This window comes from Methylocystis rosea SV97 (genome assembly GCF_000372845.1).
Taxonomy (GTDB): domain Bacteria; phylum Pseudomonadota; class Alphaproteobacteria; order Rhizobiales; family Beijerinckiaceae; genus Methylocystis; species Methylocystis rosea.
This window is the reverse complement of sequence record NZ_KB889963.1, coordinates 719631-743923: the sequence shown is the minus strand read 5'-3', so window position 1 is coordinate 743923 and position 24293 is coordinate 719631. Positions and strand designations below refer to the sequence as shown.

At 64.2% G+C, this 24293-nt stretch carries 25 protein-coding genes and 1 riboswitch; of the genes, 16 read left to right on the top strand and 9 right to left on the bottom strand.

The features are described from left to right. The first annotated feature begins 189 nt into the window (after positions 1-189). Positions 190-1614: an FAD-binding oxidoreductase gene (locus A3OO_RS0104000; RefSeq protein WP_018406545.1), complete on the top strand. Its 1425-nt coding sequence runs from the start codon at positions 190-192 to the stop codon at positions 1612-1614. On the opposite strand, the gene A3OO_RS0103995 is transcribed toward A3OO_RS0104000, so the two are convergent. Together A3OO_RS0103995 and A3OO_RS0103990 are read right to left on the bottom strand one after the other, a co-directional pair. Then, entirely contained in the window at positions 1611-1895 is a 285-nt protein-coding gene (locus tag A3OO_RS0103995) for a hypothetical protein (RefSeq protein ID WP_018406544.1), read from the bottom strand. The genes A3OO_RS0104000 and A3OO_RS0103995 overlap by 4 nt on opposite strands. 1 nt (position 1896) lies before the next feature. Further along, positions 1897-2346 carry an RT0821/Lpp0805 family surface protein gene (locus A3OO_RS0103990; RefSeq protein ID WP_018406543.1) on the bottom strand — a complete coding sequence of 150 codons (450 nt, stop codon included), beginning with the start codon at positions 2344-2346 and terminating at the stop codon, positions 1897-1899. Positions 2347-2447: 101 nt separating this feature from the next. Here A3OO_RS0103990 and pdxH point away from each other — a divergent pair, with 101 nt between their 5' ends. The 4 genes from pdxH (at position 2448) to A3OO_RS0103970 (ending at position 5327) form a co-directional block, all read left to right on the top strand. Further along, on the top strand, positions 2448-3062 hold the full coding sequence (gene pdxH / locus A3OO_RS0103985) for a pyridoxamine 5'-phosphate oxidase (RefSeq protein ID WP_018406542.1): 615 nt from the start codon (positions 2448-2450) through the stop codon (positions 3060-3062). After that, on the top strand, positions 3059-3664 hold the full coding sequence (locus tag A3OO_RS0103980) for a TIGR02301 family protein (protein ID WP_018406541.1): 606 nt from the start codon (positions 3059-3061) through the stop codon (positions 3662-3664). The genes pdxH and A3OO_RS0103980 overlap by 4 nt, the downstream gene beginning before the upstream one ends. Before the next feature lie 72 nt (positions 3665-3736). Next, the gene (locus A3OO_RS0103975) at positions 3737-3991 is read left to right on the top strand and encodes a hypothetical protein (RefSeq protein ID WP_018406540.1); all 255 of its coding nucleotides are present in this window, start codon (positions 3737-3739) and stop codon (positions 3989-3991) included. A gap of 241 nt (positions 3992-4232) precedes the next feature. Continuing rightward, entirely contained in the window at positions 4233-5327 is a 1095-nt protein-coding gene (locus A3OO_RS0103970; protein ID WP_018406539.1) for a histidine phosphatase family protein, read from the top strand. A 208-nt stretch (positions 5328-5535) separates the two neighbouring features. Here the strand turns inward: A3OO_RS0103970 and A3OO_RS0103960 are convergent, their stop codons facing one another. Next, positions 5536-6642 (bottom strand): cupin domain-containing protein, encoded by a 1107-nt coding sequence (locus A3OO_RS0103960; protein ID WP_018406537.1) that lies wholly within the window; start codon positions 6640-6642, stop codon positions 5536-5538. A gap of 267 nt (positions 6643-6909) precedes the next feature. On the opposite strand from A3OO_RS0103960, the gene A3OO_RS0103955 reads away from it, so the two are divergent. From A3OO_RS0103955 to gcvPB, 7 genes are all read left to right on the top strand, one after another. Continuing rightward, positions 6910-8241 (top strand): Nramp family divalent metal transporter, encoded by a 1332-nt coding sequence (locus tag A3OO_RS0103955; RefSeq protein ID WP_018406536.1) that lies wholly within the window; start codon positions 6910-6912, stop codon positions 8239-8241. Between the two features lie 86 nt (positions 8242-8327). Continuing rightward, entirely contained in the window at positions 8328-9371 is a 1044-nt protein-coding gene (locus A3OO_RS0103950; RefSeq protein ID WP_018406535.1) for an HpcH/HpaI aldolase/citrate lyase family protein, read from the top strand. 93 nt (positions 9372-9464) lie between these two features. After that, complete coding sequence (hspQ, locus tag A3OO_RS0103945; protein WP_018406534.1) at positions 9465-9797, top strand: heat shock protein HspQ; 333 nt, start codon at positions 9465-9467, stop codon at positions 9795-9797. Positions 9798-9900: 103 nt separating this feature from the next. After that, a riboswitch (glycine riboswitch) is annotated at positions 9901-9991 on the top strand. A 154-nt stretch (positions 9992-10145) separates the two neighbouring features. After that, on the top strand, positions 10146-11303 hold the full coding sequence (gcvT, locus tag A3OO_RS0103940; protein ID WP_018406533.1) for a glycine cleavage system aminomethyltransferase GcvT: 1158 nt from the start codon (positions 10146-10148) through the stop codon (positions 11301-11303). Further along, entirely contained in the window at positions 11300-11674 is a 375-nt protein-coding gene (gene gcvH / locus A3OO_RS0103935) for a glycine cleavage system protein GcvH (protein ID WP_014891518.1), read from the top strand. Before gcvT ends, gcvH begins: the two co-directional genes overlap by 4 nt. A gap of 17 nt (positions 11675-11691) precedes the next feature. Then, complete coding sequence (gene gcvPA, locus A3OO_RS0103930; RefSeq protein WP_018406532.1) at positions 11692-13032, top strand: aminomethyl-transferring glycine dehydrogenase subunit GcvPA; 1341 nt, start codon at positions 11692-11694, stop codon at positions 13030-13032. Then, on the top strand, positions 13032-14570 hold the full coding sequence (gene gcvPB, locus A3OO_RS0103925) for an aminomethyl-transferring glycine dehydrogenase subunit GcvPB (RefSeq protein ID WP_018406531.1): 1539 nt from the start codon (positions 13032-13034) through the stop codon (positions 14568-14570). The genes gcvPA and gcvPB overlap by 1 nt, the downstream gene beginning before the upstream one ends. Before the next feature lie 2 nt (positions 14571-14572). Here the strand turns inward: gcvPB and A3OO_RS0103920 are convergent, their stop codons facing one another. Both A3OO_RS0103920 and A3OO_RS0103915 read right to left on the bottom strand, forming a co-directional pair. Beyond that, entirely contained in the window at positions 14573-15655 is a 1083-nt protein-coding gene (locus A3OO_RS0103920; protein WP_018406530.1) for a cytochrome-c peroxidase, read from the bottom strand. Positions 15656-15758: 103 nt separating this feature from the next. Then, positions 15759-16403 carry a S24 family peptidase gene (locus tag A3OO_RS0103915; protein ID WP_018406529.1) on the bottom strand — a complete coding sequence of 215 codons (645 nt, stop codon included), beginning with the start codon at positions 16401-16403 and terminating at the stop codon, positions 15759-15761. Between the two features lie 167 nt (positions 16404-16570). Between A3OO_RS0103915 and A3OO_RS0103910 the strand changes: the two genes are divergently transcribed. Beyond that, entirely contained in the window at positions 16571-17953 is a 1383-nt protein-coding gene (locus tag A3OO_RS0103910; protein WP_018406528.1) for an anion transporter, read from the top strand. A 6-nt stretch (positions 17954-17959) separates the two neighbouring features. On the opposite strand, the gene A3OO_RS0103905 is transcribed toward A3OO_RS0103910, so the two are convergent. After that, positions 17960-19816, bottom strand: coding sequence for a cation:proton antiporter domain-containing protein (locus tag A3OO_RS0103905; protein WP_018406527.1), 1857 nt, complete (start codon positions 19814-19816; stop codon positions 17960-17962). A 251-nt stretch (positions 19817-20067) separates the two neighbouring features. On the opposite strand from A3OO_RS0103905, the gene A3OO_RS0103900 reads away from it, so the two are divergent. Next, positions 20068-20331, top strand: coding sequence for a type II toxin-antitoxin system ParD family antitoxin (locus A3OO_RS0103900; protein WP_026222672.1), 264 nt, complete (start codon positions 20068-20070; stop codon positions 20329-20331). After that, entirely contained in the window at positions 20328-20627 is a 300-nt protein-coding gene (locus A3OO_RS0103895) for a type II toxin-antitoxin system RelE/ParE family toxin (protein ID WP_018406525.1), read from the top strand. Before A3OO_RS0103900 ends, A3OO_RS0103895 begins: the two co-directional genes overlap by 4 nt. 78 nt (positions 20628-20705) lie before the next feature. Here the strand turns inward: A3OO_RS0103895 and A3OO_RS0103890 are convergent, their stop codons facing one another. Beyond that, positions 20706-21908 (bottom strand): glycosyltransferase family 4 protein, encoded by a 1203-nt coding sequence (locus tag A3OO_RS0103890; RefSeq protein WP_018406524.1) that lies wholly within the window; start codon positions 21906-21908, stop codon positions 20706-20708. A 137-nt stretch (positions 21909-22045) separates the two neighbouring features. On the opposite strand from A3OO_RS0103890, the gene A3OO_RS0103885 reads away from it, so the two are divergent. Then, entirely contained in the window at positions 22046-22864 is an 819-nt protein-coding gene (locus tag A3OO_RS0103885) for an alpha/beta hydrolase (protein WP_018406523.1), read from the top strand. Between the two features lie 166 nt (positions 22865-23030). Here A3OO_RS0103885 and A3OO_RS23430 read toward each other — a convergent pair whose 3' ends face one another. Next, the gene (locus tag A3OO_RS23430; protein WP_198008747.1) at positions 23031-23681 is read right to left on the bottom strand and encodes an Nmad2 family putative nucleotide modification protein; all 651 of its coding nucleotides are present in this window, start codon (positions 23679-23681) and stop codon (positions 23031-23033) included. Between the two features lie 186 nt (positions 23682-23867). Continuing rightward, positions 23868-24146, bottom strand: coding sequence for a GNAT family N-acetyltransferase (locus A3OO_RS21080; RefSeq protein ID WP_156824745.1), 279 nt, complete (start codon positions 24144-24146; stop codon positions 23868-23870). Between the last annotated feature and the right edge of the window lie 147 nt (positions 24147-24293).

Here is a 24293-nt window from a genome sequence, read left to right as displayed (position 1 = left end):
TTCAATGATTTCCGAGGTCTGGAAGGAGAACGTCATGATGAATGCGCTTATCGCCGCGACATTATGCAGTATCGTCCTCGCAAGCGCGCCGGTCGCCATGCGCGCTTATGTCTATGCCCGCCGCAAAGATGATCGCCGCCGTCACTATCGCTAAGGACAGCGCGACAAAAAGGGCGCATCTTACTGCCTGTGACAGCCATTCGGTCTGACGCGCCTCTTTTGCTTTCTCGTCTCGCGGCCATTGTCGGGGAGGCGGCCGTCGTAACGGATGCGACGGCGATGTCCCCTTACCTGGCTGAGCCTCGCGACCTCTATCATGGCCGCGCGCTCTGCGTTCTCAAGCCAAGCGCCCCACAAGAAGTCGCCGGCATCCTGGCGCTGTGCAATGAAACCGGCGCGTCCGTAACGCCCCAAGGCGGCAACACCGGACTCGTCGGCGGACAAACCCCCGACCGAAGCGGCGCGTCCGTCGTGCTTTCGCTGGAAAAGCTCAATCAGATTCGCGCCGTCGACGCGACGGCCGACGCGATGACGGTCGAGGCCGGCGTAACGCTGTCGCAGGCGCAAGACGCCGCGCAGGCGGCCGACCGCTATTTCCCGCTTTCGCTCGCGTCCGAAGGAAGTTGCACCATCGGCGGCAATCTCGCGACCAACGCCGGCGGCGTGCATGTCCTCGCCTATGGCTCGATGCGCGACCTTGTGCTGGGCGTCGAAGTGGCGCTCGCCGACGGCCGGCTGCTTTCGACCATCGGCGCCCTGCGCAAGGACAACACCGGCTACGATCTGACCCGCCTCTTTGTCGGTTCGGAAGGCACGCTCGGCGTCATCACCGCCGCGACGCTAAAGCTTTTCCCCTCACCGCGCTCCCACGCCGTCGCCTTTCTCGGGCTTCGCGATCCCGCTCAGGCGCTGCAATTGCTGAACTTCGTCAAAGGCCGCGCGGGTCCGATGCTCCACGCCTTCGAGCTCGTGTCGCGGCAGGGCCTCGAGCTCGTCCTGCGCCATATCCCCGGAACGCGCGATCCTCTGTCGCAGCCGCACGATTGGTATGCGCTGATCGAGCTTGCCGGCTTCGCCGATGGCGACGCCGAGCGCGCCGCCGCCGAGATTCTCGCCGCCGCGATCGACGCGGATTTGACGCAAGATGCAACGCTCGCGCAATCGCTGGATCAGGCGCGCGCGCTATGGAAGCTGCGTGAAAGCATGTCGGAAGCTCAGAAGCGTGAAGGCGGCTCGATCAAGCACGACATCGCCGTTCCCGTGAATGTCATTCCCAACTTCATCGAGGAGGCTGGGCGACGGCTGCGCGCCGCTTTCCCGCTGGCGCGGCCGGTGCCCTTCGGCCATATGGGCGACGGCAACATCCATTATAATGTCTCGCAGCCTCTCGGCGTCGATAAGGCGGAATTCATCGCGCGTTGGGCCGAGGTCAACGCCATCGTGCACGGCGTCGTGCACGAGTTCGGCGGATCGATTTCCGCCGAACATGGGATCGGACGGCTGAAGCGGGATCTCCTGCGCGAAACGAAAGACCCGGTCGCGCTCGACGCCATGCGCGCCATCAAGGCGGCGCTCGACCCCAACGGCATCCTCAATCCGGGCGTGTTGCTTTAGCTTCGGCGTTGCGGGCAGACGATCTTCACTGTGATCCCGTCCCTGTAGATGAAATATTCGACGCAAGACTGACCATTGACGTCGACCGGCCGCTTGCCGACGTCAGCGGCGCGCAGGAAATCCGCCATCGACGTATGGCCCTTGTCGTCCCAATCCATTTCCGCCCAGTCGTAGCCTTGCCGCCAGGCCATGATGGCGCGCGCGACGAAAAAGAACGCCGGAATCGCGAGGATGGCGGCGATTGTCGCCACAATGAGCCATTTGCCGAAGGGCGCCGACATGTCATCCTTTCTTGGAGCGCTTCACCTCGGTGAGCGCCCATTCAGCGGTTTTTTCGCGACAGGCCGCGCCCTGGAGGCTTTCCTGAGTGTCGCTGACGACGATGTCGCCATGGAAGGCGCGGCAAATTCTGCCTTCCAGCGGATAGGGCTGGCCCACCGGCGTGAAGGAGCCCTTGGCGCCGCTCTGCGGATTGTCCCAATTGACGCTCGTCCCGCTTCCTTGCGGATCGAGCGCGGTGCTCAGCGCCGCGATCGCCCTGCGCTGATCTTCCGAATCGAGCGCGCCCGACAGTTTGGGAGGAGACTTTGGAATCGCGCTTGTGACGTCCGATGCGACGCGTTCCGAATTCCACATGACGGAAGGGTCCGAGGCCATGGGAACGGCGATCGAGCAGCCGGCGAGGCCGCCGGCCGTCGCCGTCAGGGCAATGAGCTTTGCGCCGCGCGACATTTGAGCAATGACGCAAGCGGCGGTATGTCTGACGCACTGGAACTGCAAAGCGCCACCTTTGAAGCGCCGATCTTTGAATCGGCTTGAGAAAGGATTCTCGCTTGAACGCGTTAACGTCGGGTGACTTTGTCGAGGCCGCCGAACCTTTCGCATTGTTTGGTCAATGGTTCCAGGAGGCTCAACTCAAGGAGCCGAACGATCCCGAGGCGATGGTCTTGGCGACGGCCGACGCGCACGGCCTGCCCGACGCGCGCATGGTGCTCCTGAAGGAATGGACGCCAGAGGGCTTCGTATTCTACACCAACGCCGAGAGCGCCAAGGGGCGCCAACTCGAGTCGAACATGCAGGCGGCGGGGCTCTTTCACTGGAAATCGCTTCGCCGGCAGGTGCGGCTGCGCGGACCCGTCAGCCGCGTCAGCGACGCCGAGGCGGACGAATATTTCGCCAGCCGGCCGCGCGATTCCCGCATCGGCGCGTGGGCGAGCCAACAGTCGCGTCCGCTGGAAAGCCGGTTCGCGCTCGAAAAGTCCGTCGCCGTCTTCGCCGCCAAATATGCGGTGGGCGGCATTCCCCGCCCGCCTTATTGGCGCGGCTTTCGAATTGCGCCGGTCGCGATGGAGTTTTGGTCCGATCGGCCGTTCCGGCTCCACGACCGCGTCCGCTTTTTCCGGGCCGAGCCGGGTCAAGATTGGCAAAAGGAGCGGCTCTATCCATGACAGGGCAAGCAAAGCGCGCGACGGCGGCGCTCGCTGTGGCGGCGGCCGCGGCGCTTTTTTCGGCCGAGGCCGCCGCGCAGGATCCTTTCGATTTCCTCTTCGGCGGCGGCTACGACGGCCCCCGCCGCGCCAGGCGCGCGCCCAGCGCGCCGAGACGGTCCGAGCGTCCGCCGCCGCGCAAGCGGGACGGCGCCGCGCAGACCCAGACGAAGGGTCAAAATCAGCAGGCTCCCGGGGCGCCCGGCGCGCCAGGGACGACCGGAGCGCCGGCGGCGCCGAGCGGACCGGAGGGGCCGCCGCCGCCCTATGATCCCCAGATCACGCGGCTCTCGGAAGTCCTCGGCGCGCTGGCCTTCCTGCGCGACCTCTGCGGGTCGGGCGACGGCGAGGAGTGGCGGGGGAAGATGTCGGCGCTGCTCGACGCCGACGCCCCCAGCGGCGCGCGCCGCCAGAGGCTCATGGCGTCCTTCAACCACGGATTTCGCGGCTATGAGCTGACCTATCGCGCCTGCACGCCCAACGCCAAGACGGTGATCTCCCGCTATCTGGCGGAGGCCTCCCGGCTGACCCGCGACATCACCTATCGCTACGGAAACCCCTAAGCGGACTCGCGAAATTAACCTTCCGGCGAGCGTCGCCTCGCGCGGCGCGGGCGGCTTCTCTACAGTGGCGTCATGAACGAATTGAACGTCGCCTCGCTCTACGACTTGGGCGGGGACCAGCACCGAGCGGCCCTTGCCTATGTCACCGAGGCCTTCGCCGAGGCGATTCTCGCGGGGATCGAAAGCGATTCCTTCGCGCATGCCGCCCTCTGCGCGGCGTTGCGCGAACTGGTGGCGACCTATGGCGAGGAATCGGTGGCGGTCTTCGCCGAAACGCTGCCCGCGAGGCTGCGGGCGGGCGAATTCACCACCGGCCTGAGACATTAGATCGCACTGCATTTGGGCAAAATCGCTCGAATGCGGATCAATCTCAAAGTTTAGGGCGCTCTCTCCGCCCATAACGCCGCCACTTTTGCGCAGCGCGCGCCAAGTCGCTTGCGGTTATTCGCCGCGACCCCGCGAATGCGGACTGACTTTTGCACTGCAAGGCCCTAGAACGCCGGACGCCGCGGGCGTAGACGCCCGGCGGCTTTGCACAGCGACTCCTGCGCCTTAAATCCGAAACGACATGCCCCGCACGCTTCTGTGTCTCGCACGGCACGGCGAGACCAACTGGAATATCGAAAGGCGCTTTCAGGGCCAGTTCGACATTGCGCTGAACGCCCGCGGACGCGCGCAGGCGGCCGCCCTGGCGAAGGAGCTCGCCGGCGCGCATTTCGACAGAGTCTATTCGAGCGACCTGCGCCGCGCGCTCGCGACAGCGACGCCGATCGCCGGCGCACGCGGCCTCGACGTCGCCAAGACCCCGGCGCTGCGCGAGAAGGACGACGGCGTTTGGCAGGGCCACACGCATGCGGAAGTGCAGGCGACGCACGCCGACATCTATCCGAACTATCTGACGCGCCGGCCGGATTTCGCCGCACCGCAAGGCGAAAGCCTGGAACATTTCGCCGCGCGGGTGCGCAAGGCCTTGACCCAGATCGCCAAGGAGAGCGCCGGCGAGACCGTGCTCGTCGTCGCCCATGCCGGCGTGCTCGACATCGCCTGGCGGCTCGCCGCCGGCAAGAGGCTCGACGAAAAGCGCGAACATCCGGTGCTTAACGCCACGCCGAATTGGATCGCCTATGAGGACGGGAAATGGTCGCTCGTCGACTGGGCGACGCCGGAGGGACGCGCCGAAATCGCCGCGCCATGGGACGGCCGTGAACTGCCACGTCGCGAAGCCGCGCGCGCCTTGATCGTCGATCAGGATAACGACGTCCTGCTGATGCGCTACGCCGGCGGACTCACGCCGCATTTTCTGGCGCTCGGACATCATCACTTCTGGGCGACGCCGGGCGGCGCGGTCATGGAGGGCGAGGACTTCGAGTCGGCGCTGCGCCGGGAGGTCTATGAAGAGACGGGCCTCACCCTTCTCGATCCCGGTCCGGTCGTCGCGACGCGCGAATTTCCGATGGAGATCGGCGACGACTGGCATCAGGCGGTGGAGCGCTATTATCTCATCCGCACCGAACGTTTCGCCATCGAGCCGCGCCACCTGACGCAGGAGGAAAAAATCCATGTGCTCGGCTGGCGCTGGTGGAGCGCGGACGAGATCGCGGTCTCGCACGATCTGATTTTCCCCGAAGGGCTCGAGGCGCTGCTGCGAAAGGTCAGTACGTAACGGGCGCGGTCGAGGCGCGCTCGCACGCGCCTCTTATACGGAAACCGGCTCACCCGTTTGCTCGGAAGTGTCATTCCCGGCAGGCCGAAGGCCTGACCGGGAATCCAGAATCACAACAAGGATCGCGGCGGCGCTCTGGATTCCCGATCGCGCGCGTTGCGCGCGTCGGGAATGACATCCGCGCCGTTCAAACGGATTTCGTAATTACTCACTTCGTCATGAAGACGTCCCTGCGCGGGAATTTCTCGAAGACCGAGGGGTCCTGCCCGAAATTCGTCGCGAGAATGTCGGTCGGATTGCCGGCGATCCATTGCGAGAGGTCGATCGTCTGATAATGCGCGTTGTTGAAGACGATGAGCACGCGCACCGTCTCGGTCCCGACATTTTCGAGCGAATGACCCATGCCCTGGGGAATATAGCCGACGTCGCCTTTCGAGAACGTCTCCTGGCGCCAGCGGCCCTTTGACCCAAACAGCGTGACGCTAAGCTGTCCGCTCAGAACATATTGCCATTCGGAAGCATTGGGGTGCCAATGCAGTTCGCGAAGCGCGCCGGGCTCCATTTCCAGAACGACGCCGGTCATCGTCGTGGAAATCGGGAATTGCGATCCGTCGACGCGCCACTCGATTCCGCCCGGAAACGTCTCATAGGGCTTTTGCGACAGAAGGCTGTATTTGTGGGTCAGCGGCGGCGGCTTCCATCCCTGCAACGGTCGCGCGGGGGTCTCCGGCGGATTATTGCCCCTGGCGAAATAGACTTCCTGCTTGGGGAAACTGTCGAAGGTCGACGCGGGGACGCCGAAATTCTTCGCCAGCAGCTCCTTGGGCGCATGGCCGAGCCAGTCGCTGATGCTGAAGGTGCCGAATTCGGAGAAATAGCCATTGTCGAAGACGAGGATGAAATGACACAGGTCTTTTCCCAGCGTCTCGATGACATGGCCATGGCCGCGCGGAAAATACCAAAGATCGCCCGCCTCAAAGTCGTTGGTCTCCGAGCAGCCCGCCGGATCGATGACGGTGGTGCGCACACGACCCTCGGTGACGAAGCCCCATTCGGCGGCGGTCGCGTGCCAGTGAAGCTCGCGCATGACGCCCTGCTCCATGCGCATTGAAACGCCGGCGATGTCCTTGGAGATCGGCAGCTGAGCGACTGTCGCTTCCTTGCCGTAGCTGGCGCCGTCGACGCGTCCTTGAGATTTTTCAAGCTCGAACTTGAACGTCGGCAGCTCGGCGCCCGAGGTCACGGGATCGGGCACATTATTATGGAAGCTCGTGTGTCCGCCTTCCGAGCTTATCGGGATCGTCAATGAGAACATTACCAGCCCCCGCTGTTCTGACTGTGTGTCGCAATCTCTCGTCGCATGACAAGCACATCGGCTGATTCTGAATCGCGACGGCTCAGCTTGCGAGCATGCCTGCTCGAACGGCGCGCGACAAGGCGCGGCTGCGGCGGCGCTCGCCCGCAGGTGAAATTCTCCCGTCACGATTTACATTGGTGACAAAGGGAAGCCTTAAGGCGAAAACTTCTTGCTAAGAAGCGGCCCTTGCCAAGTAGATCCTGTGTCCGGCGCCGCCGGCGCCTCGTGGAGACAAATGTGACGCCAGCGACGACCGCCAACGCGCCCGCTCCGCAACGCGGCGATATGCGCCGCTCCGTGCATGTGCCCGAAGGCGGCAGGTTTCTCCGGCGGCTCTTCGTGTTTCTGGGTCCGGGCTATCTCGTCGCTACCGGCTATATGGACCCCGGCAACTGGGCGACGGCGCTCGCCGGCGGCTCGAAATTCGGCACGGCGCTGCTTTTCGTCGCCGTGCTGTCGAGCTTGATGGCGATCGTCCTGCAATCCCTTGCGGCGCGGCTCGGCGTCGGCGCGGAGCTGGATCTGGCGCAGGCCTGCCGGCGGCATTATCCCTTCCCGGCCGCGGTCGGGCTCTGGATCTTGGCGGAAATCGGCATTTTCGCCACGGATCTCGCCGAAGTGATCGGCACCGCCATCGGGCTGCAATTGCTGTTCGGCCTGCCGCTTGCGGTCGGCATCTTCATCACGGTGCTCGACACCTTTCTGGTCCTTGCTTTGGAGCGGGCCGGCTTTCGCAAGATCGAGCTTTTCGTCGTCGCGATGCTTGCGCTCATCGCCTTTTCGTTCCTGGCGCAACTCATCATGGCGCGCCCCGATCTGGCGCAGATCGCGCAAGGACTGGTTCCAACGCGGCGCTTTTTCACCGACCCAGAGATGCTCTACATCGGCCTCGGCATCCTCGGCGCGACGGTGATGCCGCACAATCTCTTCCTGCACTCCTTCGTCGTGCAAACCCGCGCCGTCGCCGAGCCGCTCGATAAGAAACGCGAGGCGATTCGCTTCGCGGTGATCGACAGCACGCTGGCGCTGTTTCTCGCGCTGTTCGTCAACGGCGCCATCCTCGTTCTCGCCGCCGCGGTCTTCCACGCGACCGGCCATACGGAAGTCGCTGAGCTTGGCGAGGCCTATAGGCTCATCGCGCCTTTGCTCGGGCAGCCGGTCGCGGCGACGCTCTTCGCCGTCGCGCTCATCGCCTGCGGGCTCAATTCGACCGTGACCGCCACCCTCACCGGACAGATCGTCATGGAGGGATTTGTGCGGCTGCGGATGAAGCCGGCGACGCGTCGGCTCATCACCCGCTGCATCGCGATCGCGCCGGCGATCGGCGTGACGCTTTACGCGGGCGAGTCGGCGACGGCGCAGCTGCTCGTCATGAGCCAGGTGGCGCTGAGCGTGACGCTGCCCTTCGCCGTCGTGCCGCTCGTAGCCTTCACGGCGCAGCGCAGCGTGATGGGAGAACTCGTCGCGCCCAGACGCACCACCGCGCTTGCGGCGATCATCGCCGTCGTCATCATCGCGCTGAACCTGAAGCTGCTCTGGGACGCCGTAGCGGGCTGAGCCTTTGCGGCTGTGACAAACTGCTCAGCATTGCCAAGCCGACGCATCTGGCTTAACTCGACGCAGTTTTTTGGAGCTGCGTCGAGATGAAACTTCCCAATCAATTCTATCGTCCGCTCGCCATCGGCGCCCCGGCGCCGCTGCGCGAACCGCCCGTCAAGGTCGAGCGGATGATCCATTTCGTGCCGCCGCATCTTGAAAAATTCCGCGCCAAAGTTCCCGAGCTCGTCAAACAGGTCGACGTCGTGCTCGGCAATCTCGAAGACGCGATTCCCGCCGACGCCAAGGAAGCCGCTCGCGCCGGCTTTATTGAACTGGCCAAGGCGACCGACTTCGGCTCGACCGGCCTGTGGACGCGCATGAATGCGCTGAACAGCCCCTGGGCGCTCGACGACATGATCGAGATCGTCGGCGAGGTCGGGAGCAAGCTTGACGTCGTCATGCTGCCCAAGGTCGAGGGTCCCTGGGACATCGCCTATCTCGACCAGCTCCTGGCGCAGCTCGAAGCGCGGCATAGCGTGACGAAGCCGATCCTTATTCACGCCATTCTGGAGACGGCGGAAGGCGTCAAGAATGTCGACGCCATCGCTTCGGCCTCGCCGCGCATGCATGGCATTTCGCTTGGACCGGCCGATCTCGCCGCCTCTCGCGCCATGAAGACGACCCGGGTCGGCGGCGGCCATCCGGATTATAAGGTGATCGCCGACGCCGAGCCCGGCCAGGGCCTGCGCGCCTCGTTCCAGCAAGACCTTTGGCATTACACCATCGCCAAGATGGTCGACGCCTGCGCTTCCGCCGGCATCAAGGCCTTCTACGGACCCTTCGGCGATTTCTCCGACGCCCCCGCCTGCGAAGCGCAATTCCGCAACGCCTTTCTGCTCGGCTGCGCCGGCGCCTGGTCGCTGCACCCGTCGCAAATCGCCATCGCCAAGAAGGTCTTTTCGCCCGATCCGCAAGAAGTCGCCTTCGCCAAGCGGGTGCTTGACGCAATGCCGGACGGCACCGGCGCGGTGATGATCGACGGCCGAATGCAGGACGACGCCACCTGGAAGCAGTGCAAGGTCGTCGTCGACCTCGCCAAACAAGTCGCCGCCAAAGACGCCGACCTCGCCAGGATCTACGGATTTTGAGGGGATTTGGCTGTGGCGCGACGTCCGATTGACGGCTGCGCCCCGGCTGCGTTACTAAAAGGCAAGTAAACAGCGTGTTAAAGGCGCCTTGGAATGCCGCGAGAAAACTCCGCGAAATTTTCTATTGGACAGGTGGTCAAGCATCGCCGCTATCCGTTCCGCGGCGTGATCTATGACGTTGATCCGGTGTTCGCCAACACTGAAGAGTGGTGGCTTTCAATTCCGGAAGAGCTGCGTCCGAACAAGGATCAGCCTTTTTATCACCTCTTCGCCGAGAACGCCGAAACCGAATATGTCGCCTATGTGTCGGAGCAAAATCTGCTGCCCGACAACAGCAACAGGCCGGTGCGCCATCCACAGGTCGACGAGACCTTTGAGCGCGATGACGACGGCGTCTATCGCATGCGGGCGCCCAAGCGCCACTGAGCAGCGGCGCTTCCGATCGGACCGCGCGCTGCCGCATTGCAAAAAAACCCGCAGCGCCGGGATTGACGATCGCGCGAATCGACCACATTTTGGTTGCAGGTCGAACTTCATCGCGGGAGAGACCGGCGCTCGCGCCGGCGCCGAAGGCGAAACCGCCCCGGAAACGCTCAGGCCCAAAGGACCGCGACGAAGTAGAAACTCTGGAAAGCGGCGAAGCGCGCAAGCGTTTCGCCCACCGAAGGGCGTAACCTGTCGCTTTTAGCGCAGGGAAATCTCTCAGGTCACCGGACAGAGGGGGCGCGTAGCGAAGTTTGGCTTTGCTGCGCCAACCATGTCCTGGCGGAGTTGATGGTGACCGAACTCGACGTCGCGACCGCCGCGCCTCCAGCGCTGGCCAAACTTCCGCTCGACGCCGTTCATCGACGGCTTGGCGCGCGCATGGCGCCTTTCGCTGGCTACGAGATGCCGCTGCAATATGAGCAGGGCATCGTCGCCGAAACGCTCCATACGCGACGCCGGGCAAGTCTGTTCGATGTTTCGCATATGGGTCAGGCGATCCTCGCCGGCGCGCGCGCCGCACGGGCGCTTGAAAGTCTGACGCCGGCCGATTTGGCGTCGCTTTCGCCAGAGCGCACGCGTTATACGCAGCTGCTCAATGAGAGCGGGGGCATACTCGACGATCTTCTCGTCACCCGTCTGCCAGGCGTCGAGGAGCGGCTGCTGCTTGTGGTCAACGCCTCGCGCAAGCAGGCCGATTTCGCGCTTATCAGCGCGGCGTTGCCCCAGTTCGACTTCAATCCATTGGACCGCGCGTTGCTCGCCCTTCAGGGCCCGCGCGCGTCCTCGGTCCTCGGCGCGCTCCTCCCCGGCGCCGAGGACCTTCCTTTCATGGGCTGGCGCGCCTTCGACTTCGGCGGCGCGCCGCTCTTCGTGTCGCGCAGCGGCTATACGGGCGAAGACGGATTTGAGCTGTCGCTGCGCGCCGAGCATGCCGAAGACCTCGCGCGCCTGTTGCTGTCGCATGAGGACGTCGCGCCGGCGGGCCTTGGCGCGCGCGACGCCTTGCGGCTGGAGGCGGGCCTGCCCCTCTATGGCCACGACCTCGACGAAACCACAGATCCCGTCGAAGCCGGACTCGGCTGGTCGATCGGCAAACGCCGGCGCCTCGAAGGCGGGTTCCCCGGCTTCGAACGCATTCGGATCGCGCTTGAGCAGGGTCCTGCCCGCAGGCGCGTCGGGCTCGAGCCGCAATCAAAGGCGCCGCTGCGCGAAGGCGCGGAGCTCTCGGCGCGCGACGGCGAAGCTGTTGGCCATGTGACGTCGGGCGGCTTTTCGCCGACGCTGCAACGCCCGATCGCGATGGGCTACGTCGCCAGCAATCACGCAAACCTCGGCGCGACGCTTTCGGCGCCGCTGCGCGACAAACGCGTCGACGTCACAGTGGCGGCTCTGCCCTTCGTCCCGCACCGCTACTTCAAAACGCCGGATGGAAAGGATGCGAGATGACCGATCTTCGCTACTCGAAGGATCATGAATATGTCGCGCTCGATGGCGATCTCGCGACGCTGGGCATATCGGACTATGCGCAGTCGCAGCTCGGCGACATCGTCTTCATCGAACTGCCTGAGGTCGGCAAAAAGGTCGCGAAGGGCAAAGAGATCGCGGTCATCGAGAGCGTAAAAGCCGCGAGCGAAGTCTATTCGCCTGTGAGCGGCGAAGTCGTCGAAGTCAATCCCGAGCTCGGCGAAGCGCCGGCGCTCGTCAACGACGATCCGCTTGGACGCGGTTGGCTCATCAAGGTGAGAGTCAGCGATCCTGGCGAATGCGCATCGCTGATGGACGACGCCGCCTATTCGAGCTTCCTGAAGACGATTTAAGCGCAAGGAAAAGAACGATGCGCTATCATCCGCTGTCAGAGGCCGACAGAAACGCGATGCTCGCGACGATCGGCGTGTCGTCGATCGAAGCGCTCTATGCCGATGCGCCGCGCGCGACGCTGCTAGAAACGCCGCTCGACCTGCCGTCCGGCAAGTCGGAGCTCGACGTCGAACGTTTCTTCGCAAGGCTTGCCGCCCGCAATATGCCTGCGTCGCGCGCGCCGTTCTTCGTCGGCGCCGGCGCTTACAAGCATCACATTCCTGCTAGCGTCGATCATCTCATTCAACGTTCGGAATTCTTGACGAGCTACACGCCCTATCAACCGGAGATCTCGCAGGGCACGCTGCAATATCTCTTTGAATTCCAAACCCAGGTCGCTCTGCTCACAGGCATGGAGGTCGCCAACGCCTCGATGTACGACGGCTCAACGGCGACCGCCGAAGCCGTGCTCATGGCGCATCGTGTGACGAAGCGACGCAAGGCGCTGCTGTCCGGCGGGCTGCATCCGCATTACGCCGAAGTCGTCCGCACCATCTCGCGGCTTGCCGAAGATGAAGTCGAGACGATGGCGCCCGACATTGGCGCCGCCGAAGACCTCGTTGCGCGCATCGACGACACGCTTTCTTGCGTCGTCGTGCAGACGCCCGATTTTTTCGGCAATCTGCGCGATCTGACGAAGATTGCGGAAGCCTGCCACCGGAACGGCGCGCTTCTCATCGCCGTCTTCACCGAAGCCGTGTCGCTTGGTCTCCTCAAATCGCCTGGCGCGATGGGCGCCGACATCGTCGTCGGCGAGGGCCAGTCGATCGGCAATTCGCTCAATTTCGGCGGACCTTATGTCGGTCTCTTCGCGACGCGACATGAATTCCTGCGTCAGATGCCCGGCCGCCTCGCCGGCGAAAGCGTCGACGCCGACGGCAGGCGCTCCTATGTGCTAACGCTGTCGACCCGCGAGCAGCATATCCGCCGCGACAAGGCGACATCGAACATCTGCACCAATTCGGGGCTCTGCGCGCTCGCCTTCACGATTCATCTGACCTTGCTTGGCGAAGCAGGATTGACGCGGCTCGCGCGCATCAATCACGCCAATGCGGTCTTGCTGGCGCAAATGCTCAAAGACGTTCCAAAGGCCGAAGTCCTCAACGAGACCTTTTTCAACGAGTTTACGCTTCGCGTCGAAGGCGACGCCGCCGCGCTTGTTGAGAAAATGGCGGCGCGCGGCGTCCTCGCAGGGGTTCCCGTCTCGCGGCTTCTGCCGCGCGCCGGGCTTGACGATCTTCTCCTCGTCGCCACCACCGAAGTGAATACGCAAGAAGATCGCGACGCGTTCGTCGCGGCGCTCAAGGAGTCGCTCTGATGCTCGACAGACCCGCAGTCGTCGAACCGCTCGATGACGACAAAACGCCCGCGACCTTCACCGGCAATCGCGGGCTCGATCAGGAAGAGCCGCTGATCTTCGAGATCGGTCGGCTTGACGCGACCGGCGTCGACATCGACGATCCTGCGCCCATCGCGACGCGGCTCGGCGCGCTGGAGCGCAATGCGCCCATCGGTCTTCCGGGCCTCACCGAACCGGAGACGATGCGCCATTACGTGCGTCTGTCGCGCAAGAATTATTCGATCGACGCGGGGCTCTATCCGCTCGGCTCCTGCACGATGAAGCATAATCCGCGCAGCAATGAAAAGATCGCGCGCTTCGAGGGCTTCGCGGATCTTCATCCGCTGCAGCCGCAATCGACCGCGCAAGGCGCGCTGGAGTTGATGCAGATTCTCGCCGACTGGCTGATGACGCTCACCAATATGCAGGCGGTGGCGATGTCGCCGAAGGCCGGCGCGCATGGCGAACTCTGCGGCATGATGGCGATCAAGTCCGCGATCGCCGCCAGAGGCGAAAGCGCGACGCGCAATGTCGTTCTCATTCCGCAGTCGGCGCACGGCACCAATCCGGCGACGGCGGCGCTGCTCGGCTTTTCGGTTCGCGTCGTTCCGGCGGCGGCGGACGGAACCGTGCGCGCCGAGGCTGTCAAAGAGGCGCTCGCTCCCGACGTCGCGGCGATCATGCTGACGAACCCCAACACTTGCGGGCTGTTCGAGCGTGAGATCGTTGACATCGCCGACGCGATGCACGAGGCCGGCGGCTATTTCTATTGCGACGGCGCGAATTTCAACGCCATCGCCGGCGTCGCGCGTCCGGGCGACTTCGGCATCGACGCCATGCACATCAATCTACACAAGACCTTCTCGACGCCGCATGGCGGCGGCGGACCTGGCGCAGGTCCGGTCGTCTTATCGGAGCGTCTCGCGCCTTTCGCGCCGGTTCCGTTCATCCGCCGCAACGGCGACGCCCTGGAGCTCGTCGAAGCGGCTGAGGGCACGCAGAGCTTCGGTCGCCTGACCGCGTTTCACGGCCAGATGGGCATGTTCGTGCGGGCGCTCGCCTATATGCTGGCGCATGGCGCCGACGGGGTCGCCCAGGCCTCGAAAGACGCCGTGCTGTCGGCGAACTATGTCCGCGCGTCGCTACGTGACGTGATGACTCAGCCGTTCGGCGATCGCATCTGCATGCATGAAGTTTTGTTCGACGACGCCTGGCTGCGCGGCACCGGCGTGACGACGCTCGATTTCGCCAAGGCGATGATCGATGAAGGCTATCATCCGATGACGATTTATTTCCCGCTCGTCGTCCACGGCGCCATGCTCATCGAGCCGACGGAATCGGAATCGAAAGCCTCGCTCGATCTCTTCATCGCAACGCTGCGCGATCTCGCGCGGAGCGCCAAAGCCGGCGAGGTCGCGCGCTTTGGCCCCGCGCCGCGATTGGCGCCGCGTAGGCGCGTCGATGAAGCGCTCGCGGCGAGAAAGCCGGTGCTGCGCTGGACGCCCGCCGCTGCCTGACGTCACTGCGCCTGGCTGACCGGCGGCGCGGTGCGCGGCGGTAGAATCGGCAGCACCACCTCAGGCTGGCGCCCGGTCAGCGAATCGAGGAAGGCGACGATCTTGTCGGTCTCGTCGGCGCTGAGTTCGACGCCGAGCTGGCTTTCGCCCATCACCGCCACGGCCTTCTTCAGATCGAAGGTCGCGCCCGTGTGGAAATAGGGCGCCGTCAGTTCGACATTGCGCAGCGAGGGAACCTTGAAGGCGTATTTGTCGGCGACCGCCTTAGTGACCGCGAAGCGGCCCAAATCGTCCGGCGGCAGAAATTCCGCGGTCGGCTGTTTGACGACGCCGAAACGCGCATACATGCCGCCGCCGACATTGACGCCGTTGTGGCAGGTGACGCAGCCCTTCTCGATGAAGAGCTTCAGACCATCCTTCTGCGCGTCGGACAGCGCCTGATCGTCGCCTTTGAGCCAGCGGTCGAACGGCGCGTCCGGCGTGATCAGCGTCGCCTCGAAAAGTGCGATGGCGCGACCGATGTTGTCATAGGCGACGGGATCGCTCTGTTCGGGAAAGGCCTGTTTGAAGGCCGCCACGTAACCTGGGATTTTCTTGAATTGCTCGACGGCGCGCTGTTTTGCGATTGCGTGCTCCGTCGGATTGATCGGCATCGGCCCCCCGCGCGTCTTCAACATCGCCTTGGGATTGGCCATCACCGAATTAACCACCTGGTCCGAAAGATTGGCGGCGCGCCCATCCCAATACTGGGCCTTGTTGAAAATGGCGTTCAACACCGTGAGGACTTCGCGGCCGGCGAGCTGCGCATTATGCCCGCCCGACAGCGCGCCGCCGTCGACGCCGCCCATGCTCAGATTGTGACAGTCGGCGCAGCTGACATCGCCGCTTCCGGAAAGTCGCGGCTCAAAATACAGCATCTTGCCGAGCGCGAGTTTTTCCGGCGTCGCCGTCTCTCCAGGAATCGCCGGCGGCGCCGTGGGAATCGGCTCGAACAATTCCTTCGCCCGGTCCCGCAGGCCGGCTTCGGCAAAAGCGGGGCCGCCGACAAGAAGCGCGACAAGAGAGACGATCGAAGAAAGACGCATGGCGGATTTCACCCGGATGGAAGCGGCGCAAGAGGTTGAAGCTTATACCACAGCTGCATGGGCGCGAGGCTAGATGCGTCGGTCGGCGGCTAAGCGTCACACGTCATTGGCTCGCCCAGAGAATGCGGGCCATCCAGCTGACCTCGTCGCGCGGAATCGTGCGGTCGGGATAGGCCGGATTGACCGAACGCAGTTCGATGGTTCGCGCCGTCTCGCGCTTCAGCTCCTTGGCCATGATCTCGCCCGAGGTGGTCTTCACCACCACCCGGTCGCCGCGCCGCACCGGCGCCGCCGGCGAGACGATGACCACATCGCCGTCGCGATACAGCGGCGCCATGGAGTCGCCTGAAATCTCCAGCGCGTAGGAATGTTCGTCGGCCTCGGCGAGCACGTCGATCTCGTCCCAGCCCGCGCCGGTGGCGAAGCCGGCATCGTCGAAAAAGCCGCCGACTCCCGCCTGCGCCAGGCCGATCAGCGGCCGCGTATGGCGCCAGCGGCCGGCGGCGCTGTTCGCCATCACCAGCGACATGAATTCGTCGAGCCCGGCGCCGGTCGCCTGCAACACTTTGGCGATCGATTCGGTCGAAGGCCAGCGCTGGCGCCCGCTCGTCGTTTCGCGCTTGGAGCGATTGAAGGTCGTGGGATCGAGCCCGGCCTTGCGCGCCAGGCCCGACGGCGTCATGCCATATCGCTCGCCGAGCGCGTCGATCGCCGCCCAGATCTGAGCATGGGTGAGAATGTCGGACATGGCTGGCCGCGTTCGGAAGAGTTTCCTAGCAGCTAGGAATATATCTATTAACTATGCCGCACAATAGGAAATCGGCGCTGTCGGCTTGGCGCGCGCAAGGCCAGGCGCCATAACCCTCTTCTCACTGCGTCGTCTTCCACGCCGCGCGCTCTAACTTGCCGGGTTGCATGTCTTCCTCGCCCGAGCCCGCGCCAAATCGCCCGCGCCGCCCTTTCCTCACACTCTGGCTTGGGATTCTCGTCGCTATCATTGTCGCGGGGAGCGCGGCCTTGGCCGCTGTCGCGATCCTGGGCCTCGGCGAATTTCTGTCGCTCGTGAACCGCCTGCCGACGCCGACGCCGCAGACGGCGGCGGTCGGAGCGATCTTCGCGGCGACCTATCTCGTGCTCGCGATCGGCAAGCTGCCCTACTATCGGCTCGACCGCGCCGGCGGCGCGCTGCTCGGCGCGAGCCTGATGATCGGCGTCGGCGCTCTGACGCTGGACGAGGCCTACCGGTCCATCGATTTCGACGCCATCACTTTGCTGCTCGGCATGATGATCGTCGTCGCCAATCTGCGCCTTTCAGGCTTCTTCCGACGCGCCGCCGACTGGCTGGCGGACGTCGCGCGGCGTCCGATTTTTCTGCTCGCGGCGGTCGCCGCGGCGACGGGGCTGTTTTCCGCCTTTCTCGTCAATGACGCGATCTGTCTCGTCATGCCGCCGCTGGTCGTGGATTTGGCGCAGCGACTGAAGCGCGATCCGACGCCCTATGTGCTGTCGATCCCGCTCGCCTCCAATGTCGGCAGCGTCGCGACGATCACCGGCAATCCTCAAAACATGATCATCGCTGCCGCCTCGGGCATTTCCTACGGCGACTTCGCTGAGGCGCTCTGGCCGATCGCCCTCGCCGGCGTCGCGCTCACGATCCTTCTGGTGGCGATCGCTTTTCCGCGCGAATTCTTTTCGCGCGAGAAGCTGACGCCGATCGTCGCGGCGCCGCGCGCTTTTCATGCGGCGCTCGCCTCGAAAGCGCTGCTGATCACCGCGGCGATGATCGGGTTCTTTTTCGCCGGCGTTCCGCCCGCCAAAGCGGCGATCGTCGCCGGCGGGCTGCTGCTGCTCACGCGACGCATCGGCTCGAAGAAAATCTACAGCGAAATCGACTGGCCGCTGCTCCTGATGTTCGCCGGACTCTTCATTGTCGTCGGCGCCTTCGACAAGGTCGTGCTGACGCCAGGAGAAATCGCGGATGTCGGGCGGCTCCGACTCGATGACGCATCGACGCTCGCGCTCGTCTCCGCCGTGCTGTCCAACATCGTCAGCAATGTGCCGGCGGTCCTCGCGCTAAAACCGTTCATCGTCGGACTGAGCGATCCGAGGCGCGCCTGGCTGATTGTGGCGATGGCCTCGACGCTCGCCGGCAATTTCACGCTCGTCGGCTCGATCGCCAATCTCATCGTCGTCGAGCGGGCGCGCGCGCTTGGCGTCACGATCGGCTTCTGGACCTATTTCAAGGTGGGTGCGCCGCTGACCCTCGCGACGATCGCGCTCGGACTGTGGAGGTTGTAGGGAGCGCTAAGCCTCCTCCCCGCTCTCTTCCGCCGCGCGTCCCGATATGCGCCGGCGCGTATGCTCGCGCCTGATCTTTCGATTGCGCTCCGCGTGCCGGGCGCGCGTCTTGTCGTCGGACGGCTGCAGCAGCTTGCGAAACTCGTCGCGCTTTTCGTGGATCGAGGCGATGACGAAGCCCATCGGCACGCCGATATCGACGAGCACGGTTTCGGCGAGCTGCAGGCTGGCTTCGACCGTTTCGGGTATCGCGTCGGTTGCGCCGAGTTTGTAGAGTTCGGTGGCGTGGTCGGCGTCGCGCGCCCGCGCGACGATGGTGAGATCGCCGCGGATTTCATGCGCCAGACGGACGATCTCTCCGGCCGCGTGAACATTCTCGATCGTCACGACGAGCGCGCGGGCCTGCGCCACGCCGCAACGCATCAGGAACTCGCGCCGCGTCGCATTGCCCCAGTAGATTTCGACGCCGTCCTCGCGCCCCGCGGTCACCAGCGACACGACGTTTTCGACGGCGACGAACGGGATGTCGTGGCGCTTCAGCATTTCGCCGACAAGGCTGCCGATTCTGCCATACCCGACGACCACGACGCGGTCCTCGGCGACTTCGGCCGCCGGCGCGAGATCCGCATAAAGCTGTTCGTCCTCGGCTTCCGTCGCCGGCGGGACGAGAGCGGCGCCGATCCGGCCAAGAAGGGGAATGGCGAAAATGCTGATCGTGACGACGATCATCGCGTCGGCGCCATAGTGACCCGGCAGCACGCCGACGGCCATCGCCGAGGTCAGCAGCGCGAAGGCGAATTCGCCGCCCGGCGCCAACAGCAGCGACGCCTCGGCTGAGGGGCGCCATTCGACGCCAAAGAGCCGCGCGAGAACGAAGATGATCGCGCCCTTAACCGCGATCAGCCCGGCGGCGTATATGAAGATCGGAACGGGATCCGCGGCGACGGCCCCCATATCGAGACCGGCGCCGACCGAAACGAAGAAGAGCCCCAGCAACAGGCCCTTGAACGGCTCGATCGTCACCTCGACCTCGCGCCTGAACTCCGTTTCCGCCAGCAGCAGCCCGGCGATGAAGGCGCCAAGGCCCATGGAGAATCCGGCGGCCGCCGAAAGCGCCGCCTCGCCGATGACCACGAGTAGGCAGGCGGCCATGAACAATTCGGTCAGCTGCACGGCCGCGACCATGCGAAACAGCGGACGCAGCAGCAGCCGTCCGATGAAGATCAGCGCGCCCATGGCGAGGAAGGCGCGCCCAAACGCCCACGCCGCCTGTTCGCCCGTGAAGCCGCCGTTCTTGGCTTCGGCGAGCGCGGAAACGAGAAAAAGCGCGGGCGCAACGGCAAGGTCCTGAAACAACAACACCGAGAACGCGACGCGGCCGGACGTCTTGTTTAAGCGCCGCGCCTCGGCGAGCACCGGCAGCACCACCGCCGTCGAGGACATGGCGAGGGCGATGCCCATCAACATCGAGGGGCCGAGTTCGACGCGGAAATAATAGAAGCCCACAGCCGCGAGCACGCTTGCGCACACCACGACCTGCGCGAGGCCCAGTCCGAAGACGAGCCGCCGCATGCGGGCAAGTCGCTCCCAGGAAAGTTCGAGGCCGATCATGAACAGCAGGAAGACCAGCCCGAATTCGGCGAGATTGGACACGCCTTCGACATTGGTGATGGTGAAATTGCGCGCCCATTCATGATCGCCCGCCAAGCGGCCGAGTCCGAACGGCCCAAGCACGACGCCGGCGAAGAGAAAGCCCAGCACCGGCGAAACCTTGATGCGATGAAACAGCGGGACGACGACCCCCGCCGTGGCCAGAAAGACCAGCGCCTCGCGATAGGATTCAAGATGCAAAGAGCCTGTCATGCCGCCTCGTCGTTCGCGCGCTGGTCCTTAGCGAAGGATAAATGGGTCACGCGGCGATCGGCGACGAAACAGCAAGAGTCGCGCCGCCGGGCGAGCTTAGGGAAGCCCGACTGGCGCGACCATGGCGCTGCGCGCGAGATCGTCCGTTTGACGACGGGATTCTATCCGATTCGGCGGGTGTCTCGCGCCCGCAGTGACGGTTGATAATAGTTATTGGTCCGTGACATGTTAACCACAAGGAGGATCGTGTCATGGCCATCAGCGCAGACTTGGGAAGCCAGCTCGAGGCCTTCGTCGCCAAGCTGGTGGCGTCGGGCCGCTACAACTCAAAGAGCGAAGTCTTGCGCGAGGGGGTTCGCCTCATTCAGGAGCGCGAGGCCCGTCTTGCCGCTCTGGACGCCTCGATTGCGAGGGGCATCGCCGACGCTGACGCCGGACGCGCCCAGCCCGCGAAGGCGGTGTTCGATCGCTTGGAGGCTAAATTCAAGGCCAAGGCGCAAGCCCGTCGCCGATGATTGTTGTCATAACCCAGGAGGCCGAAGCCGATCTTGAATCGATCGGCGATCATATTGCGCAAGAAAGCCCCGAGAGCGCCGTGACGTTCGTGCGGGAGCTCCGGGAGGCGTGCGAGGGACTGGGCGACATGTCGAAACGATTTCCGCTCGTGGCGCGCTATGAACACGCCGGGATCCGCCGTCGCGTCCACGGCAATTATCTCATTTTCTATCGGGTCGGGATTGAAACGGTTGATGTGATCCATGTGCTGCATGGCGCCATGAACTATGAACCGTTGCTGTTCCCCGAGGGATGATTGGCGGTCGCAACTCAGGTGTCGCCGTTGCTGCGTTGTAGAGTTTGCCGTCAGCACGAACGGAGCTGATGACTTCAACTAGAGCCCGAGCAGACGCTCATAGACCTGCAGCGTGGCGCGCTGCATCTCCTCCACCGAGAAGCGCTCCTGCGCGTTTCGGCGCGCCCGCAGCGCGAGGTCGTCATGCGCCGAGGCCTGCAGGCTCAGCGCCTCTGCGATGGCGTCGGCCAAGGCGACCGGATCGCCGGGCGGCGTCCGCCATCCAGTCGCAAGATGGCGCGGGGTCTGCGGCGGCGCCAGGACGATCTCCGGCGCGGCGCCGATATCGGAGATGATCACCGGCGCCCCCATCGCCTGCGCTTCAACAGCGATCCGCCCGAACGCCTCCGGCTCCGTCGCCGGCGCGACAATGACGGCCGCGGCCATATAGGCGGCGGGCATGTCTTCGCAGTAGCCGGCGTTGCGAACGACGTCGCTCAGGCCGGCGTGCTCGATCTGCGTATCGAGGGCGCGGCGCGTGGAATCGCTGTGCGGGTCGCCGACGAAAATGACGCGCAGATCGCAGATTCCTTGCTTGATCAGCCGCTTGGTCGCCTCGACCAGAACCGAATGGCCTTTGCGCGCCGAAAGCCGCGACGGCAGCAGCACGACGCGATCATGCGCCGCGACGCCCCACGCCGCGCGCAGGCGTTCGACGCGGCGCCGGTCGACGGCGGCGGGCGCGAAGGCGCGCAGATCCGCGCCGCGCGGGATGACCACAATCCGCTCCGCGCTTTCCGGATGCAATTCCCGGATGCGCTGGGCGGCGAATTCCGAGATGGCGATCACCGCATCGCCCGCCGACATGATGGCGTTGTAGCGCTGCTTGATCGCCGACGCGCCGCTATAGGCGCTGTGATAGGTGGTGACCAGCTTCGCGCCGGTCTGACGCGTCGCGTAATAGGCGACCCAGGCGGGGGCGCGCGAGCGCGCATGCACGATGTCGACGCCTTCGTCGCGGATGATTCGCGCAAGCCGCACCGAATTCAGCGCCATCGCGAAGGGATTTTTCGTCGCCGCCGGAAACGGCGCCCAGACGCCGCCTTTCGACTGCAACTCGCTGACCATGCGGCCGCCGCGCGACGCCACAAGACAGCGGGCGCCGACCCGGCTTAAAGCCTCGGCCACGTCCACCGTCGCGCGCTCCGCCCCGCCCGACTGGAGATCGGGCACGATCTGCAGGATCGTTCGTCCGGCGAGTCGCTGGCCGGGGGCGGCGATCGTGGCGGTTTGTTGCGACATCGCTGGGCTAACGCGCGCCTCGGACAGAAGCGTCCGGCTGCGGCATTCTGTTGCGAGATCCTTTACCAACTATGAGCGAACCGCCTATTTCCAATCGCGTCGCCTCTTCGATCCCAAGTGAACCTGAGTGAACCAGCTTGTCCGACACGCTCGACTTCCTCGACATTCCCAATCCTGCGGGCGGCGCCTGGCGCATCGCGCGGCGATGGCGCGCCGCGACGGCCGAGGCCGGCAACGCGCCGGGCCTCGTCTGGCTTGGAGGCTTCGCCTCCGATATGGACGGAACCAAGGCGAGCTTTCTCGACGAATGGGCAAAAGCGCGGGGGCGCGCCTTCCTGCGCTTCGACTATTCGGGCCATGGCCGCTCGGCGGGACGTTTCGAGGAGGGTTGCATTGGCGACTGGCTGGAGCAGAGCCTCGCCGTTTTCGAGCGCTCGACGCAAGGGCCGCAGATCGTCCTCGGCAGTTCGATGGGCGGCTGGATCGCGCTGCTTCTGGCGCGCAGGCTCGCCGCGAGAGGCGAGAGCGCCCGGCTCGCCGGACTGATCCTGCTCGCGCCGGCGGTCGACTTCACCGAGGCGCTGATGTGGGAAGGTTTCGACGAAGCGACCCGCCGCGAACTCATGGAAAAGGGCGTATTGCCCGCCAAGGAGCCGGATCACGGGCCGGTCACAAGGCGGCTGATCGAAGAGGGGCGCCATCATCTGCTGCTCGGCGGCCTCATGCGCGCCCATGCGCGCGTGCATATTCTGCAGGGCATGCGCGATGACGCCGTGCCCTGGCGGCATGCGCTGACGATCGTCGAGCATCTGAACGCCGATCCCGTGACGCTGACCTTCATCGCTGACGGCGATCATCGGCTGTCCCGCCCCGAAGATCTCGCGCAGCTCGCCGCCGCGGTGGAGACGATGAGCGCCCCGCCGCCGGGCGAGCCGCCGCCGACGTTTTTCGATTGAGGGGCGCAAGGGATCGATGCGGGTTCGCGTAGAGCCTATCTCGTTGCTATGCAGACTATTGCACCGAGCCCGAAAAGACCGGAGCACGCCGAGGTGTCGAGGCGTTGGTCAGGAGAGGAGGCCTATGTTCCTGTCCTGGATTTTGCAGGATCTCCAACAAGGAACTTCAACAGGTCTCGTCACTTTCAGCATCTAGCTTTCGCTCGATACATCCCCCACAGGACGGAATTGCCGTCCAGTCAACGATATGATCGGGCCAGCCGAGTTGACCATGCGATAGATTTAATTTGTGTAGCCAACTCACAAATTGATCAAAGTAAGGTGCGTTACTGTCGCTCTTGTGCCCTTGGTTTTGATGACAAATGGGCAGCAGGTCATCAGGTACCCTGATGGCCCGACTGCCGAAATAGTAAAAATGGCACGAAACAAGGGCATTCTTTCCGCTCAGATCGATCTCCATGTTTTGTGGACCATGAACGCTGGAACGCTGCACGGGTCTCCCCTGAGAAAAGTCATGGATACAATCGCCAAGCCGCTCTGATAAATCAGCGCTGCCTGTATTTGGTATTCGATGCGGCCATCTCGCGGGAGCTTGCCTGTCATAGGCTTCCAACGACAAAACCTCGTCAACGCGCATCGCGTACACAAGGCGCTGGCTTAGATCTCCGCTTTGCGCGAATTTTGAACCTAGACCTGCAACCCAGTCACCTTCTTTTGCCGTGCTACGAATCCTCGGTTTACAAATAGCCAGCGAACACATGCCATGAAACGGATTAGGTGCTGCCCCGTCGTCAATTCGGATCGTGTAAGTGAACAATCGAGACATCGATACAGCACCCACGTTTTATGTCTTTTGGAGATTTCGACGATTGCTCTATTCCACACGCAGGTAGTTTCCGTAAACAGCTCTAACTCACGCCAAAAAGGCGGGTTCGCCTTAAGCGGTTCCCTGATCAGGGCTACGCGCCTTTGATAAAGATTGGAGCTTTCGCAAGACAGCGGCTCACCCGCGCCGCTCGCTTTCCAGAAGCTGCAGCGCGGTCGCCATTGGCAGAAACATCCGCCGGGCTTCGTCGGGAATTGAGGCGAAGCCGTTCGCTGCGTAAAAGGCGCTCGCGCGTTCGTCTTTGGCGTCCACGATCAGCGCATAACCGCCGACGCGAAGGCTTTCCGTGCGGGTGATGGCGTCGGCGATGAGGGCGCGCCCAAGCTCAAGCCCTTGGCCCTGTCCCTGGCGTTTCGTCGCGACGGCGAGCAGGCCGATCAGCATGGCCGGCGGCACGGGATAGCGGGGCAGCTTTTTCGTCGCCGCCGGCGGCAGCCCGGCCCTGGCGCCGCCGCATGGCTTCGACCTCGGGTTAATTTCAGCCTAGCTTCAGCCGTCATGGCCGGGCTTGTCCCGGCCATCCACGCCGGGACATCGCGAAAT

Bases quoted from the DNA above. Each gene is read 5' to 3' on its own strand.
- gcvPB (WP_018406531.1), top strand. From the start codon at position 13,032: ATGCTCGACAGACCCGCAGTCGTCGAACCGCTCGATGACGACAAAACG.
- A3OO_RS0103915 (WP_018406529.1), bottom strand. From the start codon at position 16,403: ATGTCCGACATTCTCACCCATGCTCAGATCTGGGCGGCGATCGACGCG.
- gcvH (WP_014891518.1), top strand. From the start codon at position 11,300: ATGACCGATCTTCGCTACTCGAAGGATCATGAATATGTCGCGCTCGAT.
- A3OO_RS0103910 (WP_018406528.1), top strand. From the start codon at position 16,571: ATGTCTTCCTCGCCCGAGCCCGCGCCAAATCGCCCGCGCCGCCCTTTC.
- A3OO_RS0103950 (WP_018406535.1), top strand. From the start codon at position 8,328: ATGAAACTTCCCAATCAATTCTATCGTCCGCTCGCCATCGGCGCCCCG.
- A3OO_RS0103990 (WP_018406543.1), bottom strand. From the start codon at position 2,346: ATGTCGCGCGGCGCAAAGCTCATTGCCCTGACGGCGACGGCCGGCGGC.
- A3OO_RS0103920 (WP_018406530.1), bottom strand. From the start codon at position 15,655: ATGCGTCTTTCTTCGATCGTCTCTCTTGTCGCGCTTCTTGTCGGCGGC.
- gcvT (WP_018406533.1), top strand. From the start codon at position 10,146: ATGGTGACCGAACTCGACGTCGCGACCGCCGCGCCTCCAGCGCTGGCC.
- hspQ (WP_018406534.1), top strand. From the start codon at position 9,465: ATGCCGCGAGAAAACTCCGCGAAATTTTCTATTGGACAGGTGGTCAAG.
- gcvPA (WP_018406532.1), top strand. From the start codon at position 11,692: ATGCGCTATCATCCGCTGTCAGAGGCCGACAGAAACGCGATGCTCGCG.
- A3OO_RS0103995 (WP_018406544.1), bottom strand. From the start codon at position 1,895: ATGTCGGCGCCCTTCGGCAAATGGCTCATTGTGGCGACAATCGCCGCC.
- A3OO_RS0103890 (WP_018406524.1), bottom strand. From the start codon at position 21,908: ATGTCGCAACAAACCGCCACGATCGCCGCCCCCGGCCAGCGACTCGCC.
- A3OO_RS0103960 (WP_018406537.1), bottom strand. From the start codon at position 6,642: ATGTTCTCATTGACGATCCCGATAAGCTCGGAAGGCGGACACACGAGC.
- A3OO_RS0103980 (WP_018406541.1), top strand. From the start codon at position 3,059: ATGACAGGGCAAGCAAAGCGCGCGACGGCGGCGCTCGCTGTGGCGGCG.
- A3OO_RS0103975 (WP_018406540.1), top strand. From the start codon at position 3,737: ATGAACGAATTGAACGTCGCCTCGCTCTACGACTTGGGCGGGGACCAG.
- A3OO_RS0103895 (WP_018406525.1), top strand. From the start codon at position 20,328: ATGATTGTTGTCATAACCCAGGAGGCCGAAGCCGATCTTGAATCGATC.
- A3OO_RS0103970 (WP_018406539.1), top strand. From the start codon at position 4,233: ATGCCCCGCACGCTTCTGTGTCTCGCACGGCACGGCGAGACCAACTGG.
- A3OO_RS0103905 (WP_018406527.1), bottom strand. From the start codon at position 19,816: ATGACAGGCTCTTTGCATCTTGAATCCTATCGCGAGGCGCTGGTCTTT.
- A3OO_RS0103900 (WP_026222672.1), top strand. From the start codon at position 20,068: ATGGCCATCAGCGCAGACTTGGGAAGCCAGCTCGAGGCCTTCGTCGCC.